The sequence below is a fragment of the Microbacterium sp. CCNWLW41 genome (assembly GCF_037083505.1).
The window spans coordinates 476,453-497,138 of record NZ_JBAOJP010000003.1; the positions used below are offsets into that span (position 1 = coordinate 476,453).

The window sequence follows — 20,686 nt, forward strand, 5'->3', positions numbered from 1 at the left end:
AAGGGGGTGCGACGCGGTCGCGCCCCCTTCGTCGTCTCCGAGCGGTGAGCCCCTTCACGATCCGGAGGACAGGACATGGCGCAGACGTGGCTCGTGGTGGGCCTCGGCAACCCGGGGCCGCGATACGCGGCGACCCGCCACAACGTCGGGCAGATGGTCGTCGACGAGCTCGCCGCGCGCCGCGGCGAGAGCTTCCGTGACCACCGTGTCCGCGGACAGGGGAGCGGCGCACAGGTCGTCGAGACCTGGGTGAGGCCCGGAGGCGACAAGATCGTGCTGGCCAAGCCCACCTCGTTCATGAATGTGTCCGGGACGCCGGTCGCGTCGCTGGCCCGGTTCTACTCGGTCCCGGCCGAGCGCGTGGTGCTGGTGCACGACGAACTGGACATCCCCTTCGACACCATCAAGCTCAAGGTCGGCGGGGGGCACGGCGGACACAACGGCATCCGCGACGTCGCCCGGGCTCTCGCCACCCCGGACTTCCCTCGGGTGCGCGTCGGCATCGGCCGCCCGCCCGGTCGGCAGGACCCCGCGGACTGGGTGCTCGCGCCCTTCGGAGCGGCGGAGCGGCCGAACCTCCCCGTGCTCGTGTCCGATGCGGCGGACGCGGTCGAGCAGCTCATCGAAGAGGGGCTCGTCGCGGCCCAGCAGAAGCACCACGCCCCCCGACCCTGACGGCGGGATCGGGCCGATCAGGACAGGGCGTTGATCCCGGCCGCGGCTCCGGCCGTGAACAGTGCCCAGGCGACGCCGGCGAAGACGAACGGGCCCACCGCGGCGATCACCAGGCCGGCGATCCCCGCGCCTCGCCCGCGCCGCTTGACGGTGGCGACGATCCCGAGCACGAACGCCACGACGCCGAGGGCGGTCGCGGCCCAGAAGGTGATCTCGGCCCACAGCACCACGTCGCGCACGGGGGTGAGCAGGCGCAGCGGGTTGGTGGTCGACGAGGTCAGGTTGTCCATCGAGACGACGCCGCGACCGATCTCGAACGCGGCCCAGGACCCGAGCGCGGTGCCGAGGACCACCGCGATGAGGGCGAGCACCAGCGAGAGGACACCGGTGGTCGAGGTCGTGGGCCGCTCCGGCTCCGGGACGAACGGCGCCGCATAGCCCGCCGCGGGACCGGCGTAGGCGCCGGGAGGCGCTGCGTATCCGGTCGGTGCGGGGGCGCCGTACCCCGACGGAGCCGGTGAGCCGTACCCGGAGGGGGCCGGTGTGCCCGCCGGGGGAACGGGAGCCGCGGGGTACGCCGGCGCGGACGGCGCCGGGTGGCCCGGTGCAGGCGGGGCGAGCGGAGCAGGCTGCGCCGACGGACCGGCCGGGGCCGCAGGTGCGGCGGGCGACGGCGGAGGAGGCACGGACGACGGCTGCTGGGGATCGCTCACGCCCCCCATCCTAGGAGGCCGCCGGAATCCGGATGACCCGACGAGGACGCGGCGGTGTCGGCGCCGGACCGTAGACTCTTTCGGTGACTGTACAGGGGATCATCCGTGCCTTGGACCAGGAGGGTTCGCCGTTCCGCGACGCCCTGACATGGGCGCAGACCGACGCCGATCTGCTGGCCGTCGGCGGGATCGACGCCCCGACGATCGCCGGGCTGCTGGAGCGGCGGGCGGCCGCCGGGCGCCCCGCCGCCCTGCTGGTGGTCGTGCCCACCGGGCGCCGTGCCGACTCTCTGGCCGCGGCGCTGGCGTCGTACATCCCCGACGGCGAGATCCTGTCGTTCCCGGCGTGGGAGACGCTGCCGCACGAGCGTCTGAGCCCGAGCCCGGACACCGTCGGGCGCCGGCTCGACGTCCTGCGACGGATGCGCCGCTTCGAGGGCGCGCGCCCGCTCGTCGTGGTCGCCTCCGTCCGGGCCGCGCTCCAGCCCGTCGCTGCGGGACTCGGCGACGTCGAGCCGCTCGTGCTCCGTGTCGGCGGACGCGGCTTCGACCTCGACGCGATCGCCGCGGACCTCGTGGAGCGGGCGTATTCGCGGGTGGACATGGTGTCCCGTCGCGGGGAGTTCGCCGTCCGAGGCGGAATCCTCGACGTGTTCCCGCCCACGGCGGAGCACCCCGCCCGCGTCGAGTTCTTCGGCGACGAGGTCGACCAGATCCGGCTCTTCTCCGTCGCGGACCAGCGCTCCCTCCCCGGGGACGTCGGGGAGGTCGAGCTGGCGGCCAGCCGCGAGCTGCTGCTGACCCCCGAGGTTCGGGCCAGGGCGGGCGAGCTCGTGGAGGCGTACCCCGGCATCGCCCAGATGCTGCAGCGGATGAGCGAGGGCATCCCCGTGGAGGGGATGGAGTCGCTGCTGCCGGTCGTCGCCGGCCCCGTCATCCCTCTGTCCGACTATCTCCCCGAGGGCGCCGCCGTCGCGCTCGTCGACCCGGAGCGGGCCGGTGCGCGCGCGGCGAGCCTCGGCGAGACCAACCGCGAGTTCCTGGAGGCGGCGTGGAGCGCGGCCACCGCGGGGGCCACCGCGCCGATCGACCTCCAGCAGGGCGACTTCCTCTCCGTCGCGGAACTGCGCGAGGCCGTGCACGAGCACGGCGGCGTCTGGTGGCGGCTGAGCGCCTTCGACCCCGGCTCCGAGGACGCCGCGTTCGACCAGGGTGCGGACGGCCAGGCGGCGGCGCCGATCCCGTCCTTCCACGGCAACGTCGACGGCGCGGTGGAGTTCGTCGCCGCACGCGTGGCCGAGGGGTGGCGTGTCGTGCTGGTCGCGTCCGGCGCCGGTCTCGTCGACCGTGCGCGGGACGTGCTCGCCGACCGAGGTGTGGCGGCCCGGGTGGTGGCGGAGCTCCCCGACGTCCCGGACGCCGGGGTGGCCACGCTCGTCGTCGGCAGCATCGAGGCCGGTTTCCAGGTGCCGGCGGCCGGTCTCGCCGTCCTGACGGAGAACGAGTTCTACGGCCGCACGATCGGCGGCGACCAGCGCGTGGTGAAAAAGCTCGCCTCGCGGCGCAAGAACGTCGTGGATCCGATGCAGCTCAAGGCCGGCGACTTCGTCGTGCATCAGACGCACGGCATCGCGCGGTTCGTCGAGATGACGCAGCGCGAGGTCTCCTCGGGCGGGCGCAACGCCACCAAGACCACGCGCGACTACCTGGTCCTGGAGTACGCGCCGTCCAAGCGCGGTTACCCGGGGGACAAGCTATACGTCCCCACGGACCAGCTGGATCTGCTGTCCAAGTACGTCGGGGGCGAGGCGCCGACGCTGTCGAAGATGGGCGGCAGCGACTGGGCGGCGGCCAAGGGCAAGGCGCGCAAGGCCGTGCGCGACATCGCCGTCGAGCTGGTGAAGCTGTACTCGGCGAGGATGGCTGCGAAGGGGCACGCGTTCGGCCCCGACACCCCGTGGCAGCGGGAACTGGAGGAGGCCTTCCCGTTCGCCGAGACCCCGGATCAGCTCCAGACGATCGACGAGATCAAGGCGGACATGGAGCGGCCGATCCCGATGGACCGGCTGCTGTCCGGCGACGTCGGCTTCGGCAAGACCGAGGTCGCCGTCCGGGCCGCGTTCAAGGCCATCCAGGACGGCAAGCAGGTCGCCATGCTGGTGCCGACGACGCTCCTCGTCAAGCAGCACCTGGAGACGTTCACCGAGCGGTTCGCGGGGTTCCCGGTGAAGGTGCGCCCGCTCTCGCGCTTCCAGACCGACAAGGAGGCGCGACAGGTCGTCGACGGCCTGCTCGACGGCACGATCGACATGGTGATCGGCACGCACCGGATCCTCACCGAGAAGGTGCGGTTCAAGGATCTCGGGCTGATGATCATCGACGAGGAGCAGCGGTTCGGCGTCGAGCACAAGGACGCGCTGAAGAAGCTCAAGACGAACGTCGACATCCTGGCGATGAGCGCGACGCCGATCCCGCGGACGCTGGAGATGGCGGTGACCGGAATCCGGGAGATGTCGACACTGGCGACCCCGCCCGAGGACCGCCACCCCATCCTCTCCTTCGTGGGGGCCAAGAGCGACAAGCAGGTCGCCGCGGCGATCCGTCGGGAGATCCTCCGCGAGGGGCAGGTCTTTTACGTCCACAACCGGGTGCAGTCGATCCAGCGCGTGGCCTCCGAGATCGCCGAGCTCGTCCCCGAGGCACGGATCGCCGTCGCGCACGGCCAGATGGGCGAGCATCAGCTGGAGCAGGTGGTGGACGACTTCTGGGAGCGGAAGTTCGACGTGCTGGTGTCGACGACGATCATCGAGACCGGACTGGACATCTCGAACGCGAACACGATCATCATCGACCGGGCGGATCGCTACGGGCTGTCGCAGCTCCACCAGCTCCGGGGGCGGGTCGGGCGCGGGCGCGAGCGCGCCTACGCCTACTTCCTCTACGACGACGCCAAGCCGCTGTCGGAGACGGCGGCCGACCGGCTGCAGACCATCGCCGTCAATAACGACCTCGGCTCCGGCATGCAGGTGGCGCTCAAGGACCTGGAGCTGCGCGGCGCGGGGAACCTTCTGGGCGCCGAGCAGGCCGGCCACATCGCCGGCGTCGGATTCGACCTGTATCTGCGGATGATCGGCGAGGCCGTGGCGACCTTCCGCGGCGAGGAGACGGAGACCGGGGCGGAGCTGCGTCTGGAGCTGCCGGTCGACGCGCGCATCCCGGACTTCTACATCGACAGCGAGCGACTGCGGCTCGAGGCGTACCAGAAGCTGTCGTCCGCGGCGACGGCCACGGCTCCGGACGACGCGATCGATCTCGTGGTGGAGGAGCTCACGGACCGGTACGGTGCGCCGCCGGAGGAGGTGGAGGGGCTCGTCGCGGTCGCGCGCCTGCGCCGCCGCGCCGCGAAGGCCGGGCTCACCGACGTCGTCGCCATGGGGTCGAACCTGCGGATCGCGCCCGCACGCTTCGAGGACTCGATCAAGGTCCGTCTGCAGCGGCTCTATCCCAAGGCGAAGCTCGTCGGCGGGGGAGAGGCCCTGGTCGTGCCGATGCCCACGGTCCCCGCCGCCGTCGGCGTGGGGCTGGAGGCGCCGCCCGCGGGCGAGTTGCTGGAGTGGGTGGGTCAGCTCTTCACGGCGCTCTTCCCCGCCTCCATCCCCGACCTGCCGGCCGAGGGCTGACCCGCCGCCGCCTCGGACGGAGATCCGCGCCCCCCGCGGAGAGAATCCGGGGAGTCGTCCGCGGGGGACGCGGATCCGCGACGGAGGGTCCGGCGCCACGGATCAGCGCAGGCCGAATCCTCCATCGCTGGTGAGCACCTGCCCGGTGATCCACGCACCCGCATCCGTGCACAGCCACCCGATGAGGCGCGCGGGATCCTCGGGGCGTCCCAGGCGCCCCGAACGGCGTCTGCGCCAGCCATTCCTCGATGCCGGCGAGGTCGCGATCGGTGGTGTCCGCATCCAGGTAGCCGGTGTTCACGGGGCCGGGGTTCACGGTGTTGAGCAGGATCCCGACGTCGAGGAGCTCGGCGGCGACGGTCCGGGTGACGCCGGCGAGGGCCGCCTTGCTCGTGGCGTAGGCCACCTCGCCGCGCATCGGCCCGTCGAGCTGTCCCGAGGTCATCCAGATCACGTGCCCGGTCGGTGACGCGAACGGGCCCACATCCACGACCCGGTCTCCGGGTCGGGCGGAGCCGCGGGCGCCGCCGAGCTCGTCGCGTCGGCGGCGCGCGAGACCGGCGGTGAGCAGCAGGGTGGCGCGCGCGTTGGTCTCCCAATGCGCGTCGAGGGACGCGGCGGTGAGGTCGAACACGCTGCCGTCGGATCCGCTGAGCGCCTGGTTGCACACGAGGATGTCCAGGCGCCCGGTGAGCGCGGCGGCGGCATCGAGCAGTGGCTCGATCGTGGCGGGGTCGCGCAGGTCCGCGGCGATGTCGGTCATCGAGGCGCCTGGTGTCAGCGCCTCGGCGAGGCCGGAGCGGACGGCGTCGAGGTCGTCGGCTCCCCAGGGCTGGTCGACGTCGTGCGCGCGGTGGTGATGGATGACGACGTCCGCGCCCAGGCGGGCGAGGGTCGTCGCGACGGCGAAGCCGATCCCGCGTCGACGGGAGACGCCGGTGACGAGCGCGGTGCGGCCGGAGAGGGGGTGAGACATGGGAATCCTTCGTTCGAGAGCCGGGCGCGCGGGACGCGCGCCGCACGGCGGGTCGGGGACGGGATTCACCGGCATTGCATGCCGTCACCTTAGCAGCGCACGGGCGCGGACGACGGAGGGGCGGAGCCGTCACGGCCCCGCCCCTCCGTCGCCTCGCGGCGCGTCGTGGTCAGCCCTCGTCGGGGGAGACGGGGACCGGCGAGGCGCCGCGCCGACGCACGGCCGTCGCGGCCAGGGCGGTCGCACCTCCGAGGAGCAGGATCGTCGCGGTCACGAGGACGCTCGGATCGATGCCGCCACCGGTGGCGGGAAGCCCGCCCGGTCGGTTCGCGCCCGGTGCCGGGGGAGTCGGCTCCGGCGCGGGGACGAACGGGGTCGGCGTGCCCGAGGGCTCCGGCGCCGGCGTGGGAGACGGCTCCGGGGTGGGTTCGGGCGCCGGCGTCGGTTCCGGAGTCGGTTCGGGCGTCGGCTCCGGAGTCGGCTCGGGCGTCGGTTCCGGAGTCGGTTCGGGCGTCGGCGTCGGTTCCGGAGTCGTCGTGAGCGTGTTCGTCACGACGACGGCCACGGTGGTCTCCGGACCCACCGTGAAGGACGAGGGAGTGATACGCGCGTCGCCCCAGACGCCGCCGTCCACCGGATCCGGCGTCCGCTCGGCGAGGGTCACGACCGCGCCGAGAGGGAGATCCGGACTCTCGACGGGCGTCCCGTCCGCCGGGATCACCAGGGACCCGGATCCTGCCGGGAAACCGTCGCCCGCGGGGTAGTCGTAGTCGACGGTGAACGTGGCGTCGCCCGGGACGAGGGCCGCACCGCTGCCCTCGATCCGCTTCGCGACGGAGAAGCGCCCGACGCCCTCGCCCTGCCCGGTCCCGCCGCCGCCCTGCCGGACGACGGTGGAGGCCACCGGGACCGTGCTCTCGGTCCCGATCGTCACCTCGGCGCGGTTGCCGTACTCGCCCTGCGCTCCGCCGTCGACGACGCGGGTGGTGAACTTCACCTCGTAGAACCAGCCCTTCTCGGCGACGAACGACACCGTGGTCCCGTCGGGGGAGACGGTGACCTCGTCCGCGGGCTTCACGGTCCAGTCGCCCGGCCACTCGTAGCCGTTCTCGCCCACGACCAGTCGATCGGTCTCCATCACCCGGCCGGTCTCGGCGCCGTCCATCACGAGCTCCTGTCCGGGACCCGGGATGTCCGTGACGGTGATCCGCTCGCCTCCGGCCATGCCGTCGCGAGGAGCGGCCACGGCGACGGTCCAGAAGATCAGGTCGTTCTCGCGGTCGTACCAGCCCCACTTGCCGTTGTCGCGGCCGGTGAAGTCGCAGGACTCGGTGCACGGAGCCGGAGGGGGAGTGACGACGACGGTCGCGGGGACGTCGTCGAACCGGTACTCGACCACGGTCTCCTCGGAGACCTCGGTGGTGACCTCGACCCAGAACTCGAACGAGCCGTGCAGATTCCACGGGTGCGCCTCGATGTAGCCGGTGTCGATGTCGCAGAACAGCTGCGTCTCCGTCACCGTGCACTGCCCCATCTCGGTCCCGTCCGGAGCGAGGAGCGGGAAGGCGTCGGTGAGCCCGCGCAGGCCCTCGGGGAGGTCGACGACGAACCCCGCGGGCGTGGCGGGGTCATCCGGCAGGGACCAGGACGCCTCCAGGCGGGCGCTCGACCCGGACGGCACCGACTCCTCGGTGAAGCGGACGTCGTCCAGGACGGCCTCCGACGCGTACGGCGGCGCGGCGTGCGCCGGTGCGGTCATGCCGAGGACCACGATCCCGGCCGCGATGATCGCCGCGACCGCTCGTCGTCCCCAGCGTCTGACGTCGATTCTCGACATGATGTGTCCCCAGTCCTCTCGCGGCGGGTGACCCGCCGGTGCGGTACGGCGGTTCCCACGACCGCCATAGGCCACGAGGCGCCGCGCCCGTGCGAGCGCGTCCCCCGCCCCGTGTTCACAGGAAGAGAACCCCGATCGCGCCATCCGTTACGCCGAAATGACGGAATCCCGGAAGGCGATTCCGTGGGGCCGTCCCCTCGGAGGGCGCGGAGTACGCTGACGGTCATGATGTACGAGCACCTCGGGGCTCGCCCCCGGATCCACGACACCGCCGTCGTCGCTCCCACCGCCGTCGTGTCCGGCGACGTGGAGATCGGGCCGCACTGCCAGGTGCTCCATGGAGCGGTGATCACGGCGGAGGGCGGACCGATCCGGCTCGGGGAGCACGTCATCGTCATGGAGAACGCGCTGATCCGCGCGACCGCGGCGGACGCCGTGCACGTGGGCGATCACTCCCTGCTGGGCACGCTCTCCAGCGTCGCGGGGGCGGACATCGGGGAGGAGGTGTTCCTCGCCTCCGGAGCCCGCGTGTTCAACGGCGCCCGGATCGGCCGCCGCAGCGAGGTGCGCGTGAACGCGATCGTGCATCGGCGCAGCGTCCTCCCCGAGGGCACCGTCGTGCCGATCGGCTGGGTGGCGGTGGGCGACCCCGCGCGCCTGCTCTCGCCCGACCGCCACGAGGAGATCGCGGAGGCGCAGCCGGAGCTGGACTTCCCGGGCTACGTCTTCGGCGTGGACAGGGACACGCCCGATCTGATGGTCCAGCTCACGGAGCGCTACGCGAGCTCCCTGGCCCGGCACGCCGACGACCGCGCGCTCTGAGCCACCCACGTGCACTGACCCCTCCCACGTGCACTGACCCCTCCCACCCCCTCTGATCCTTGCGGCTTCTGGGTCCGTCCGTCCCATCTCCTCGCCTGTCTCCTCGTCGAGACCCCCTCTGCACGCCGAAACCCCCTCAGGAACGCGCGTTCCTGAGGGGGTTTCGGCGGCGAGAGGGGGTCTCGAGGAGAGGAACGGATCGGGTCAGATGACGCCCTGGGCGATCATCGCGTTCGCGACGCGCTCGAATCCGGCGATGTTCGCGCCGGCCACGTAGTCGCCGGGCACGCCGTAACGCTCGGCGGCACGGAACGAGGCCGTGTGGATGTCGGCCATGATGCCGCGGAGCTTGCGCTCGCTGTCCGCGAAGCTCCACCGCTGGCGCGCCGCGTTCTGGCTCATCTCCAGGGCCGACGTGGCGACGCCGCCCGCGTTCGCGGCCTTGCCCGGGGCGAACAGCACGCCCGCCTTCTGGAACAGGTCGACGGCCTCGGGGACGCACGGCATGTTGGCGCCCTCGGAGACCGCACGGACGCCGCCCGCGATCAGCGCCTCGGCGTCCGCTGCGCTCACCTCGTTCTGCGTCGCGGACGGCACGGCGATGTCGACCGGGACCTCCCACACGCTGCCGCCCTCGACGAAGCGCGCGCTCGGGCGCCGGTTCGCGTACTCGACGATGCGAGCGCGCTCGACCTCCTTGAGCTGGCGGAGCAGGCCCAGGTCGATGCCCGCGTCGTCGACGACGTACCCGGACGAGTCCGAGGCGGTGACGGCCTTGGCGCCGAGCTGGGTGGCCTTCTCGATCGCGTAGAGGGCGACGTTGCCGGAGCCGGACACGCCGACCCGCTTGCCCTCGAGCGACTCGCTGTGCACCGCGAGCATCTCCTGTGCGAAGAACACGGCGCCGTACCCGGTCGCCTCCGTGCGCACCTCGGCGCCGCCCCAGCCCGTCCCCTTGCCGGTGAACATCCCGGACTCGTGACGGTTGGTGATCTTCCGGTACTGCCCGAACAGGAACCCGATCTCCCGGGCGCCCACGCCGATGTCTCCCGCGGGGACGTCGGTGTGCTCGCCGAGGTGACGGTACAGCTCGTTCATGAACGACTGGCAGAAGCGCATGACCTCGGCGTCCGAGCGGCCGTGCGGATCGAAGTCCGACCCGCCCTTGCCGCCGCCGATGCCCTGGCCGGTCAGCGCGTTCTTGAAGATCTGCTCGAAGCCGAGGAACTTGATGATCGAGAGGTTCACGGAGGGGTGGAAGCGCAGGCCCCCCTTGTACGGGCCGAGCACCGAGGAGAACTGGATGCGGTAGCCGCGGTTCACCTGCAGGCGCCCCGCGTCGTCGATCCACGGCACCCGGAACATGATCTGTCGCTCGGGCTCGACGAGACGCTCGAGCACGCCCGCGTCGAGGTAGCCGGGGTTGCGCTCGAGCACGGGGGCGATCGAGTGCAGCACCTCGTGCACCGCCTGGTGGAACTCCGGCTCGTGCGGGCTCCGAGCCAGGACGGTGTCGAACACCGGCTGCACGGAGTCCGCGAGCGGATGGAAATCGGTGGTGGGGGAAAGAGTGTCGGTCACGCGAAGGGGACTTTCTGGACGACGAGTCTGGAGGCGCGTTCGTGTCGCGCGGAAGGAGGCCGGATGGGGCGAGTTTTCACCCTACCGCGCTCCGTACGGTCGGTCGCACGGGGTCAGCCGGTGTTCTGCAGGCCGGCGGCGACCCCGCTGACGGACAGCAGGAGGAGGCGCTTGAGCTCCGGATCGTCCGCCGGGCCGGCGTCGTCGCGGAGGCCACGGAGGGCGCGCAGCTGCAGGAGCGAGAGCGCGTCGACGTACGGGCTGCGCATCTTCACGGCTCGCTGCAGCACCGGCTTGTTCTCCAGCAGCTCGTGGCCGCCGGTGAGCCGGATCACCCACTCCCGGGTCAGTGCGAGCTCCTCCAGCACCATGGCGGCGAGCTCCGGCCGGTCGCCGAGCTCGAGGTAGCGGCGGGCGATCCGTTCATCGGTCTTCGCCAGGCTCATGGCGACGTTGTCGATCATCGTGCCCAGCAGCGGCCACTCCCGATAGGCCGTGCGCAGGAGGTCTTCGTCGCCGACCGCCTCCAGCGCGGTGCCGAGGCCGAACCAGCCGGCGAGGTTGATCCGCGCCTGGGTCCAGGCGAACACCCACGGGATCGCACGGAGATCCTCCAGCGACTCCACCGAGAGCCCGCGGCGCGCGGGGCGGGACCCCAGGGCGAGCAGGCCGATCTCCTCCAGCGGCGTGACGGTGGCGAACCACGGGGCGAAGCCCTCGGCGCGCACCAGGGCGAAGAACCGCTCGCGCGAGGCGGCGTCCATGGTGGCCGCGACCTCGGCGAACCGGTCGGCGGCCTCGCGCGTGCGCTCCTCCACCGTCGGCGAGGAGGCCAGCAGGGTCGCCGCGGCGACCTGGTCGATGTGGCGCATCGCGATGGCCGGCTCGCCGTAGCGCGCGAAGATGACCTCACCCTGTTCGGTGAGCTTGAAGCGCCCCTCGACGGAGTGCGGCGGCTGGGCGAGGATCGCGGAGTTCGCCGGTCCGCCGCCGCGCCCCAGCGCGCCTCCGCGGCCATGGAACAGGGTGAGCTCGTACCCGGCCTCGTTCGCCCAGTCGCCGATCCGCGCCTGAGCCTCGTACAGCGCCAGGTTGGCGGCGACGGGCCCGACGTCCTTGGAGGAGTCCGAGTATCCGAGCATGACCTCCAGGCGGCGTCCGGTCTGCGCCAGACGCGCCGCGAACTCGGGGCGATCGACGACCTCGGCGAGGATCCCCGGGGCGGCCTGGAGATCGGCGAACGTCTCGAACAGCGGGACGACGTCGAGGACCGGGCCGTCGCCGTCCGGGAAGGCGTGCGCCGCCAGCCGGTGGACGTTCGCGAGGTCCTGGGCGGACTGCGTGAACGAGACGACGTAGCGTCCCGCGGCGCGCAGGCCGTGCCGGCGTTGGATGTCCGCGACCGCGCGGAAGACCTCCAGCACCTCCTCGGTGCGGGCGCTGATCGCGTCGCCGGCCTCGAGCTCGGCGAGGGCCTGCGCGTGCACCTGCGAGTGCTGGCGGACCTCCAGTTCGGTGAGGTGGAAGCCGTACGTCTCGACCTGCCAGATGAGGTGCTGGACCCCGCCGAACGCATGGCGGTCGGCGCCCGCGGCGTGCAGGGACTCCTGCACGGCCCGCAGGTCCGCGAGCAGCTCCTCGGGCCCGGAGTACGCGCGCTCGTCCGCGGCCCCGCCCTGCAGACGGCGGGTGGCGGCGACACGGCGCGACATGAGCAGGAGGACCCGCCGGTGCGGCTCGGAGGGAGAGCGCTTGGCGATCTCGGCGGCGGCCTCGGCGTCCGCGGCGCTCAGCCGCTCCCACAGACCCACGACCGCGACGCTCGGCGGCGTGCCCTCGGCGTCGAGCGTCAGGGTCCGGCCGATGCGCGCGATCGCCTGCTCGAGCCCGCGGAGCACGTGCTCGGACGCGATCTCGGCGGCCTCCCGGGTCACGGCGGCGGTCACGAACGGGTTGCCGTCGCGGTCCCCGCCGACCCAGGAGCCGATGCGCACGAAGGCGGGGGCGAGCGGGGCGGAACTGCCGGAGTCCTCCCCGCGCAGCTCGTCGTCGATGCGGCGGTAGACGTGCGGCACGGTGGTGAACAGGGTCTCGTCGAAGACGCTCATCACCGTGCGGACCTCGTCCGTCGGCGTGGGCTTCTCGGCGCGCAGCGGCGCCGTCCGCCACAGCGTGTCGATCTCCTCGAGCATGCGGCGTCGGGCGCGGCGCTCCTCGGCGCCGCCGGGGCTCGCCGCGTCGTGCTCCACGAGCAGCCGGGCCAGGCGCCGGATGCTGGACGACACCGCGCGCCGCCGCGCCTCGGTGGGATGCGCGGTGAACACCGGGTGGAATCGTAGCGCCGTGAGCCGCGCTCGGGCCTCGTCCTCCCCGACCTCGTCGCGGAGGCGGGCGAACGCCGTGGCCACCGTGTCGGCCGCCGCCTCGCGACCGGGCTGGCCCGCTCGCTCGCGGAGCACGCGCACGCGCTGGTGCTCCTCGGCGAGGTTCACGAGATGGAAGTAGGCGGTGAAGGCGCGAGCGACCTCGTCGGCACGCGCGACGCTGAAGCTCTCGGCGATCGCCGTGGCGCGCTCGAACGCGTCGGAGCTCTCCTCGGCGTACGCCTGGATCGTCGCCAGCCGCAGCCGCTCCACGTCCTCGAACAGGGAGTCCCCGCCCTGTTCGCGCAGGACCTGGCCGAGCAGGGCTCCCAGCATCCGCACGTCGGCGCGCATCGGTTCCGGAATGCCGTCGGAGGCCTCGAAACGGCTGATGACGCGGATGGCCTCGGTGTGGGTGGGTTCGGGGGTCACGGTTCCGAGCGTAGCCCGCTCCGTGGGCGTGTCTTCCCCGTCGTTACGTCGCGGGATCGTCGACGATGCGGATCGCCGGTCCCCGCGTGGCGGCGGGCGCCGGCCATACGATGAAGGGGATGCGAATCTCGGCGAATCCCCTCCGCGGCCAGCAGTTCCCCGCCGTCCTCCTGCTCGTGGCAGCGGGCATCGGACTGCTGCTGGCGAACCTCCCGACGCACGACGCGATCGCCGGGGTCCTCGACGCGCACATCGCGATCCCGGGCACGGCCCTGGACCTGTCCGTCGCCCACTGGATCTCGGACGGGCTGCTGGCGGTGTTCTTCCTCGTCGTCGCGATCGAGCTGCGGCACGAGCTCACCCACGGGGAGCTGAACAGTCCGCACAAGGCCGTGCAGCCCGCGATCGCCGCGGCCGGCGGGGTCCTGGTCCCCATCGCGGTGTACCTCCTGATCGCGGGGGGCGCGGAGACCTCGGCGGGCTGGCCGATCCCCACGGCGACCGACATCGCCTTCGCGCTCGGGGTCCTGGCGATGTTCGGCCGCGGCCTGCCGCCGGCGATGCGGGTGTTCCTGCTCGCGCTGGCGATCCTCGACGACATCATCGGCATCGTCTTCATCGCCGTGCTCTTCGCCCACGACGTGGACCTGCTCCTGCTCGGGCTGGCCCTCGTCGGCGTCGTGGCCTTCTGGCTCCTGAGCCGGTGGCTGCACGCCTCGGGCCACGCCGGGATCGCGGTGACCATGGGCGTCGTCGGCGTGGTCACCTGGGGACTCGTGGCGTCGTCGGGCATCCACGCGACCATCGCCGGCGTGCTGCTGGGGCTCGTCATGGCGCCGGTCCCGGCCGAGCGGGTGCGTCACGGGCTGGAGCCGACGGTGAACGGGCTGATCCTGCCGCTGTTCGCCTTCGTGGCCGCCTTCGTGGTGATCCCCACCGTCTCCGGCGGCGGACTGTCCCCGGCGTTCTGGGGGATCCTCCTCGCGCTGCCGGTCGGCAAGATCGTCGGGATCACGGTGTTCGGCTGGATCTCGATGCGGATCGGCCCGCGCGGGACCGCCCCGTCCCTGCGGCTGCCCGACCTCATCGCGGCCGGAGCGCTCGGAGGGATCGGCTTCACCGTCTCCCTGCTGCTGGCCAACCTCGCCTTTGCGAGCGACCCGGCGGTGCGGGACCAGGCGATCCTCGGCGTCCTCGCCGGGTCCGTGATCGCCCTGCTGCTGTCCGCGGTGCTGGTGTCGTTGCGGGCGCGACACTTCCGGCGCGCGGCGGTCGGGACGGAGTCCGCATGAGCGAGGTGCGCGGCATCGCCGGCGGCGGATCCGCGGCCGATCCGCTGCGGACGGCCGCGGAGGTGATGCGCCGCGTCCGCGAGGACTGCCCGTGGTCGCAGCGGATCACCCATCGGGACCTCGTGCCGTACCTCGTGGAGGAGTCCCACGAGCTGATCGACGCCGTCGAGACCGGCGACCGGGCGGAGCTGCGCGAGGAACTGGGCGACCTGCTGTGGCAGGTACTGTTCCACTCCGCCGTCGCGGCGCAGGACCCGGAGGACCCGTTCGACATCGACGACGTCGCCCGCACGCTCTCCGAGAAGATGGTGCGCCGCCACCCGCACGTGTTCGCCGACGCCGTCGCCACGACGCCGGAAGAGGTCCTCGTGCACTGGAACGCCGCCAAGGCGGCGGAGAAGCGGGAGCGACGCAGCGTCCTGGACGGGGTGCCGCGCGCCATGCCGGCGCTCGCCCGCGCGCAGAAGATCCTCGGCCGCGCGGAGGCGGTGCGACGGTCGCCGGCCGAGCCGGGCACCGCGGATCCGGGGGTCCCCGACGTCCAGCGCCCGGCCAGCGAGGAGGAGCTCGGCGAGGCGCTGCTCGCCCTCGTCGAGACGGCCCGCGCCCACGGCTGGGACGCCGAACGGGCGCTGCGCGAGCGGCTGCGCACGGTGGAGGACGAGGTGCGCGCCGCCGAGGCCGCGGACTGAGCCGCGTCGGCGTCCGGTGACGAGCACCCCGCGAGCGGGGTCGCTCACGCGACCTGGGAAGATGGATCCGTGGCCACCGTGAACCCTCCGCGCGGGATGCGCGATTTCCTGCCCGCCGACAAGGCGCGTCGTGAGCGCGTGCTCTCCGTCATCCGTGAGCGCTACCGGGCGCACGGCTTCGACGAGATCGAGACGCCCGTGGTCGAGGAGTACGACCGGCTGCACGCCGGGATCGGCGGGGACAACGAGAAGCTGTCGTTCACCATCCTGCGCCGCGGCCTCGACGCCGAGGCGATCCAGCGGATCGGCGCGGCGATCGGCCAGGCGGCCGACAACATGGCGCAGCTGTCCGACCTCGGTCTGCGCTACGACCTGACGGTCCCGCTCGCGCGGTTCTACGCGACGAATCGCGGGCAGCTCCCCGGGGTGTTCCGCTCGATCCAGATCGGCCCGGTCTGGCGCGCCGAGCGCCCGCAGAAGGGCCGATACCGCCAGTTCGTGCAGTGCGACATCGACGTGATCGGCGACGACTCTCCCCGCGCCGAGGCCGAGCTCATGGTCGCCTCGCTGGACACCATCGACGCGCTGGGGCTCGAGGGCGGCGTGGTCCGTGTCAACGACCGCCGGGCGCTGGATGGAATGCTGGACGCGTTCGGCTTCCGCGACGACGAGCGTCCGGGTGTGCTCATCACCATCGACAAGCTGGACAAGATCGGCGAGGACGGCGTCATCGCGGAGCTCCGCGAGCGGGGGGCGACCGCTGCCGCGGTAGACGCCTTCGAGGCGTTCCTCCGCCGGCCCCGGACGACGGAGTACCACCCGTACGGTGAACGGCAGATCCGCGCGGCCCTTCCCGAGGGGGTGTCCGACGAGATCGTGGCGCACATGGTGGGCCTGGGCGAGGCCGTGGCCGCCGCCCGGCCGTCGGCGGCCGACGCGATCGACCCGATCCCGCTGGTGTTCGACCCGTTCCTCGTGCGCGGCATGGGGTACTACACGGGCACGATCTTCGAGCTCGGTCACCCGTCCGTGGACTACTCCCTGGGCGGGGGCGGACGGTACGACGGCATGATCGGGCGGTTCCTCGGACAGCAGGTCCCCGCGGTCGGCTTCTCGATCGGCTTCGAGCGGATCGTCGACCTCGTCACCCGCGCCGAGGCGGTGCAGGAGACGGCGGTGGTGCTCGTGCACGACGCCGACGTCCCGGTGTCCGAGCTGCTGGCGCACAAGGCCGCGCTGCTCGCGGACGACGCCGTGTCCCGCGTGCGACTGGAGCGCCGGACCAAGAACCTCAAGGCGCTGCTGGAGCGGGCCGCCGCCGACGGCTACTCGGCGTTCGCGACCGTCCGCGCCGGAGACGCGCCGGGGACGCTCGCGTCCAAGCCCCTGGCCTGACCGGATGACGCCTGTCCTGACCGGACGGGGCCTGTCCTGCCCGGGGGGCGAGGTCACCGTCCGTTCACGTCCGCGCGCTGTCATGAGCACATGCAGTCGGAACGGGCGCGGAGCGCGGCGATCACCGGCACGTCGGTGCTCGTGCTGACCGCGGCATCGCTGGTCGCGACGAGAGCCGCCCTGGCGCGGCAGGCCGCGATCGCCCGCCGCCGGATCGGCAAGCCGCTGGGGGAGGAGGCGCTGGACGCCGATCGCGTGTGGCGGCGTCGCATGGAGGGGAGTCCCGTCGAGCTCCTGGTCCTCGGCGACTCCCTGGCGGCGGGGCTCGGCGCGGAGCACCGGAAGCAGACGCTGGGCGGCCGGCTCGCCAAGGGGCTGGCGCGACGCCTCCGACAGCCGGTCCGGCTGCGGACCGGCGCCGTGGTCGGATCGGAGTCGCCGGACCTGGAGGGGCAGCTGGACCGGCTCCCGGACGGATACCGTCCCGACGTGGCGGTGATCGTCGTCGGGGGCAATGACGTGACCCATCGCATCCCCGTGTCCGTCTCCGCCCGCCATCTCGAGCACGCGATCGCGCGGCTGCGGCGCCGGGACGCCGAGGTGGTGGTGGGCACGTGTCCCGACCTCGGGGCGCTGCGTCCGGTGCCGCAGCCGCTGCGGAGCCTCATCTCCCGCCAGTCCCGGCGCCTCGCGAGGGCGCAGGCGGAGTCGGCGCGGCGAACCGGTGCCGTGCCGGTGGATCTGCGCCGCTCGGTCGGGCCGATGTTCTTCGCCGAGCCGGAGGAGATGTTCAGCATGGACCGCTTCCACCCGAGCGCCCTCGGGTATCGGCGCACGGCCGAGGCGCTGCTCCCTGTCCTCGAGCGCGCGGCGCACACCGCTCTCGCCCGAACGGGCCCGGCCGCGCTCAGGCCTCGGCGGTGACGCCGGCGGAGAACGAGGCCGCCCACTCGGCGACCCTGCGGGCGCTCTCCTCCTCCGAGAGGTCCTCGATCCGCGTCATCACCGACCAGCGCACGCCGAACGGATCCCGGATGCTCGCGTAGCGGTCGCCGGAGACGAAGTCGCTCGGCGCCTCGCGCACCACGGCCCCGGCGGCGACGGCGCGCGCGACCACCGCGTCCACGTCCGGGACGTACAGCCCCATCGAGTAGCAGTCCTCCTCGCCGGCCGGCGGGGCGACCAGGTGGTACTCGGGGTTCGGCTCCCCCAGCTGCAGCAGCCCGGTGCCGAAGTCGAGGTCCGCGTGCGCGACGGCGCCGCCGAACTCGGTGACGTCCACGACGCGGGCGCCGAAGACGTCCCGGTAGAACGCGATGGCGTCCGCCGCCCGGGGGAGGGCGAGGAACGGGGTCAACGAGGTCGCCGAGTGCGGACGGCCGTCGGCCGTGTGGCGCCCGGTCACGCCGGTGCGCGGGGTGGCGGTGCGAGGGGTGTCGGTGTCGGCGTTCGTCATGCCGCCACGGTAGGCCGGCCCGGCCCGGCCGGGCTTGCAGTTTCGCGACAACCTCGGACGGGCGTGGTTCGGGGCGCGTTTCGGGGCCGGATCGCCCCGAATCGGGCCCCGGATCCCCGAAACGAGCCCCGAACCGGGTTCGGCCTACGCTGGGCGCATGGTCGACCCCACTCGCGGCGTGCTGTACCCGGCCCGGCTCCCGACCTTCCACCGGCTGCCTCCTGCGGCGGAGGCACGGGACCTCGTCTCCTGGTACTGGATCCCGGAGTGGGACCTCGGTCCGGAGGAGTCCTCCCCGCAGGACGTCATCGGCTACCCGGCGGCGAACCTCGTGGTGGAGCCGCAGGGGGTGTCGCTCGTGGGCCCGACGACGCGGGCCGCACGGCGCGAACTGCGCGGACGAGGGTGGGCGGTCGGCGCGTTGCTGCGCCCCGCGGCGACGGCCGCCCTCGCGACCGACCCGGCGGCCCTCGTCGACAGCGGACGCCCTCTCGACGCCCCGGACCTGCACGCCGCCGTGTGCGCCGCGATGGCGTCGGGCCACGGACACCGGGAGCGCGCCGCGGCGGCGACGGGCACGTGGCTGGCGGCCCGCTCGGGGCCGCCGGGGGAGGCCGCCCGACAGGCGAACGCGATGGTCGACCTGCTCCTGGGCGACGCGACGGTGCGGACGCCCGAGCAGGCGGCGGCGCGGCTGTCCGTGTCGGTCCGCACACTGCAGCGGATGGCGCACCGGTTCGTCGGCCTGCCCCCTGCCGCGATCATCCGCCGGCGCCGGTTGCAGGAGGCGGCTCAGGCGGTGCGTGCGGGACGCGCGGCCGACCTCGCCGCGCTCGCGGCGGAGTACGGATACGCCGACCATGCGCACCTGGCGAACGAGTTCCGGGCGGTGCTCGGGCTCACCCCGTCGGAGTACCGCTCGGTGTCGGGGAGGTCGGCGGGGACGCCGGAGGAGGCGTGAACCGGAGCCGCAGCGCGCGGATCAGGACGCCGACGATCACCACCCCCGTGCCCGCGAGGGCGGACGCCGGGGGCAGCGTCAGCACGAGCACGGCGCAGCCGACGGCCCCGATCACCGCGAGCGCCCGCGGGTAGCGCCGCGCCCCGGGTCCCTGCGCGAGCGCGGCCGCGTTCGCGACGAAGTAGTACAGGAGCACGCCGAACGACGAGAACCCGATCGCGCCGCGCACGTCCGCGACGGCGACGATCCCCAGCACGACCGCCCCCGCGGCGAGCTGCGCCCGCACCGGCACATGATGACGCGCGTCCACCCGGGCGAGGAACCCGGGAAGGTCGTGCTCGCGGGCCATCGCGAGCGAGGTCCGGCCGATGCCGGTCAGCAGGGCGAGCAGGGCGCCGAGGGAGGCGGCGGAGGCGGCGACGCGCACGACCGCGTCACCGGCGGGTCCCCATCCGGCGGACGACACCACGTCGGCGAGCGGCGAGGCGGAGCCGACGACGGCTCCGCCCTGGGCGAGCAGGACCGCCCCACCGACGACGACGTAGACGGCCAGGGCGACGGGCAGGGCGATGCCGATCGCCCGCGGGATCGTTCGCGCGGGGTCGACGACCTCCTCGCCCATGGTGGCGATGCGCGCATAACCGGCGAAAGCGAAGAACAGCAGGCCGGCGCCCTGCAGGACGCCGTAGACGGTGGGATCCGGCAGCGGCGCGGGCGCGGCGTGGGACAGGGTCGTCCCGGCGGCGACGACGACCGCGGCGAGCCCGGTCAGGGTCACGGCGACGAGGATCTGCGTCAGCCGGGCCGTCCGCGTGATCCCGACGCAGGTGACCGCGGTGAGCGCCGCCACGGCCGCCAGCGCCACCGGCGTGCGCCATGCCGCCGGCGCGGCGTAGGCGGCGAAGGTCAGGGCCATCGCCGCGCAGCTGGCGAGCTTGCCGATGACGAAGCACCAGCCGGCGATGAAGCCCCACCACGGACCGAGCTCGGCGCGGCCGTAGGCGTAGGTCCCGCCCGAGACGGGATGGGCGGCGGCGAGCTGTGCGGAGGACGTCGCGTTGCCGTACGCCACGACCGCCGCGATCACGAGGGCGATGACGAGCGCCTGCCCGGCGGCACCCGTCGCCGGACCCCAGACCGCGAAGACCCCCGCGCCGATCATGGATCCGAGCCCGATGGAGACGGCGTCGGGGAGGGTGAGTCGGCGGGCGAGCGGCACCCGCCCATCGTGGCACGACGCGGTGAACGGGCGGTGTCGTGCCCGGTGTTCAGGCGCGGGCGGCGGTCACCCGCTTCTTCTCGCGGACGTAGACCTCGCGGCGGACCCGCGCGACGACGTCGCCGGATCGGTCGGTGATCTCCGTCTCGAACCACTCCAGGACCTTGGCGCCGCCCCGTGCTCGCTCCCGGATCCGGTCCGCCTGCTCCGTCGGCACGTGGAACTGCGCGGTCAGGACCCCGCGTCCCGGCTTGAGGAACTCGATCTCGCCCTTGGTGTCCCACACCACGTAGTCCCGGCCGAGCTGGTGCATGACGAGCATGAAGAAGTACGGGTCGGTCATCGCGGACATGGATCCGCCGAAGGCGGTCTTGACGTAATTGCGGGTGAAGACGTTGACGTGCAGCTCCACGGTCGCGTGGGTCCAGTCGTCGCTGAACCGGCGGACGCGGATGCCGCTGAACAGGTTGGGGATCCACAGGCTCATGCCCACGGCGAGACGGCGAGGGGTGATGCGCATGGATCCAGTGTGGATCGTCTCGGGTCTGCGTCCGACTTCTCTGGAGGGTAGAGACAATAGTTCTATTTGCAC

16 protein-coding genes are annotated in these 20,686 nt (G+C 73.0%); 8 read left to right on the top strand and 8 right to left on the bottom strand.

Annotation, left to right across the window (positions count from 1 at the left end; all coding sequences use genetic code 11):
* Positions 1 to 75 precede the first annotated feature (75 nt).
* On the top strand, positions 76 to 675 hold the full coding sequence (pth, locus tag V6R91_RS13925; RefSeq protein WP_271061643.1) for an aminoacyl-tRNA hydrolase: 600 nt from the start codon (positions 76 to 78) through the stop codon (positions 673 to 675).
* 17 nt (positions 676 to 692) lie between these two features.
* Here the strand turns inward: pth and V6R91_RS13930 are convergent, their stop codons facing one another.
* Positions 693 to 1,388, bottom strand: a complete 696-nt coding sequence (locus tag V6R91_RS13930; RefSeq protein WP_271061642.1) for a hypothetical protein — start codon at positions 1,386 to 1,388, stop codon at positions 693 to 695.
* An 83-nt stretch (positions 1,389 to 1,471) separates the two neighbouring features.
* Here V6R91_RS13930 and mfd point away from each other — a divergent pair, with 83 nt between their 5' ends.
* Entirely contained in the window at positions 1,472 to 5,068 is a 3,597-nt protein-coding gene (gene mfd / locus V6R91_RS13935; RefSeq protein ID WP_336395773.1) for a transcription-repair coupling factor, read from the top strand.
* Here mfd and V6R91_RS13945 read toward each other — a convergent pair.
* Positions 5,019 to 6,044, bottom strand: a complete 1,026-nt coding sequence (locus V6R91_RS13945; protein WP_442928125.1) for an SDR family oxidoreductase — start codon at positions 6,042 to 6,044, stop codon at positions 5,019 to 5,021. The genes mfd and V6R91_RS13945 overlap by 50 nt on opposite strands.
* Before the next feature lie 169 nt (positions 6,045 to 6,213).
* Positions 6,214 to 7,881 (bottom strand): DUF5979 domain-containing protein, encoded by a 1,668-nt coding sequence (locus V6R91_RS13950; protein WP_336395774.1) that lies wholly within the window; start codon positions 7,879 to 7,881, stop codon positions 6,214 to 6,216.
* 225 nt (positions 7,882 to 8,106) lie between these two features.
* Here V6R91_RS13950 and V6R91_RS13955 point away from each other — a divergent pair, with 225 nt between their 5' ends.
* Positions 8,107 to 8,703, top strand: coding sequence for a gamma carbonic anhydrase family protein (locus tag V6R91_RS13955; RefSeq protein WP_336395775.1), 597 nt, complete (start codon positions 8,107 to 8,109; stop codon positions 8,701 to 8,703).
* Positions 8,704 to 8,907: 204 nt separating this feature from the next.
* Here V6R91_RS13955 and gdhA read toward each other — a convergent pair whose 3' ends face one another.
* Both gdhA and V6R91_RS13965 read right to left on the bottom strand, forming a co-directional pair.
* Positions 8,908 to 10,233, bottom strand: a complete 1,326-nt coding sequence (gene gdhA, locus V6R91_RS13960) for an NADP-specific glutamate dehydrogenase (RefSeq protein WP_271062650.1) — start codon at positions 10,231 to 10,233, stop codon at positions 8,908 to 8,910.
* 164 nt (positions 10,234 to 10,397) lie between these two features.
* Positions 10,398 to 13,001 (bottom strand): phosphoenolpyruvate carboxylase, encoded by a 2,604-nt coding sequence (locus V6R91_RS13965; protein ID WP_336395941.1) that lies wholly within the window; start codon positions 12,999 to 13,001, stop codon positions 10,398 to 10,400.
* Between the two features lie 197 nt (positions 13,002 to 13,198).
* Between V6R91_RS13965 and V6R91_RS13970 the strand changes: the two genes are divergently transcribed.
* The 4 genes from V6R91_RS13970 (at position 13,199) to V6R91_RS13985 (ending at position 17,382) form a co-directional block, all read left to right on the top strand.
* Positions 13,199 to 14,371, top strand: coding sequence for a Na+/H+ antiporter NhaA (locus tag V6R91_RS13970; protein WP_271062648.1), 1,173 nt, complete (start codon positions 13,199 to 13,201; stop codon positions 14,369 to 14,371).
* A complete protein-coding gene (locus V6R91_RS13975; protein WP_336395777.1) occupies positions 14,368 to 15,063 on the top strand; it encodes a MazG family protein in 696 nt (231 codons plus the stop codon). The genes V6R91_RS13970 and V6R91_RS13975 overlap by 4 nt, the downstream gene beginning before the upstream one ends.
* Positions 15,064 to 15,159: 96 nt before the next feature.
* Entirely contained in the window at positions 15,160 to 16,458 is a 1,299-nt protein-coding gene (locus V6R91_RS13980; RefSeq protein ID WP_336395942.1) for a histidine--tRNA ligase, read from the top strand.
* A gap of 90 nt (positions 16,459 to 16,548) precedes the next feature.
* Positions 16,549 to 17,382 (top strand): SGNH/GDSL hydrolase family protein, encoded by an 834-nt coding sequence (locus V6R91_RS13985; protein ID WP_336395778.1) that lies wholly within the window; start codon positions 16,549 to 16,551, stop codon positions 17,380 to 17,382.
* Here V6R91_RS13985 and V6R91_RS13990 read toward each other — a convergent pair.
* A complete protein-coding gene (locus V6R91_RS13990; RefSeq protein WP_336395779.1) occupies positions 17,366 to 17,914 on the bottom strand; it encodes a VOC family protein in 549 nt (182 codons plus the stop codon). The genes V6R91_RS13985 and V6R91_RS13990 overlap by 17 nt on opposite strands.
* Positions 17,915 to 18,071: 157 nt before the next feature.
* Here V6R91_RS13990 and V6R91_RS13995 point away from each other — a divergent pair, with 157 nt between their 5' ends.
* Positions 18,072 to 18,875, top strand: coding sequence for an AraC family transcriptional regulator (locus V6R91_RS13995; protein WP_336395780.1), 804 nt, complete (start codon positions 18,072 to 18,074; stop codon positions 18,873 to 18,875).
* Here the strand turns inward: V6R91_RS13995 and V6R91_RS14000 are convergent.
* Entirely contained in the window at positions 18,814 to 20,094 is a 1,281-nt protein-coding gene (locus V6R91_RS14000) for an APC family permease (protein ID WP_271061616.1), read from the bottom strand. The two genes, V6R91_RS13995 and V6R91_RS14000, sit on opposite strands and share 62 nt — an antisense overlap.
* Positions 20,095 to 20,143: 49 nt before the next feature.
* Complete coding sequence (locus V6R91_RS14005; protein ID WP_067245132.1) at positions 20,144 to 20,614, bottom strand: DUF4442 domain-containing protein; 471 nt, start codon at positions 20,612 to 20,614, stop codon at positions 20,144 to 20,146.
* Positions 20,615 to 20,686 lie beyond the last annotated feature (72 nt).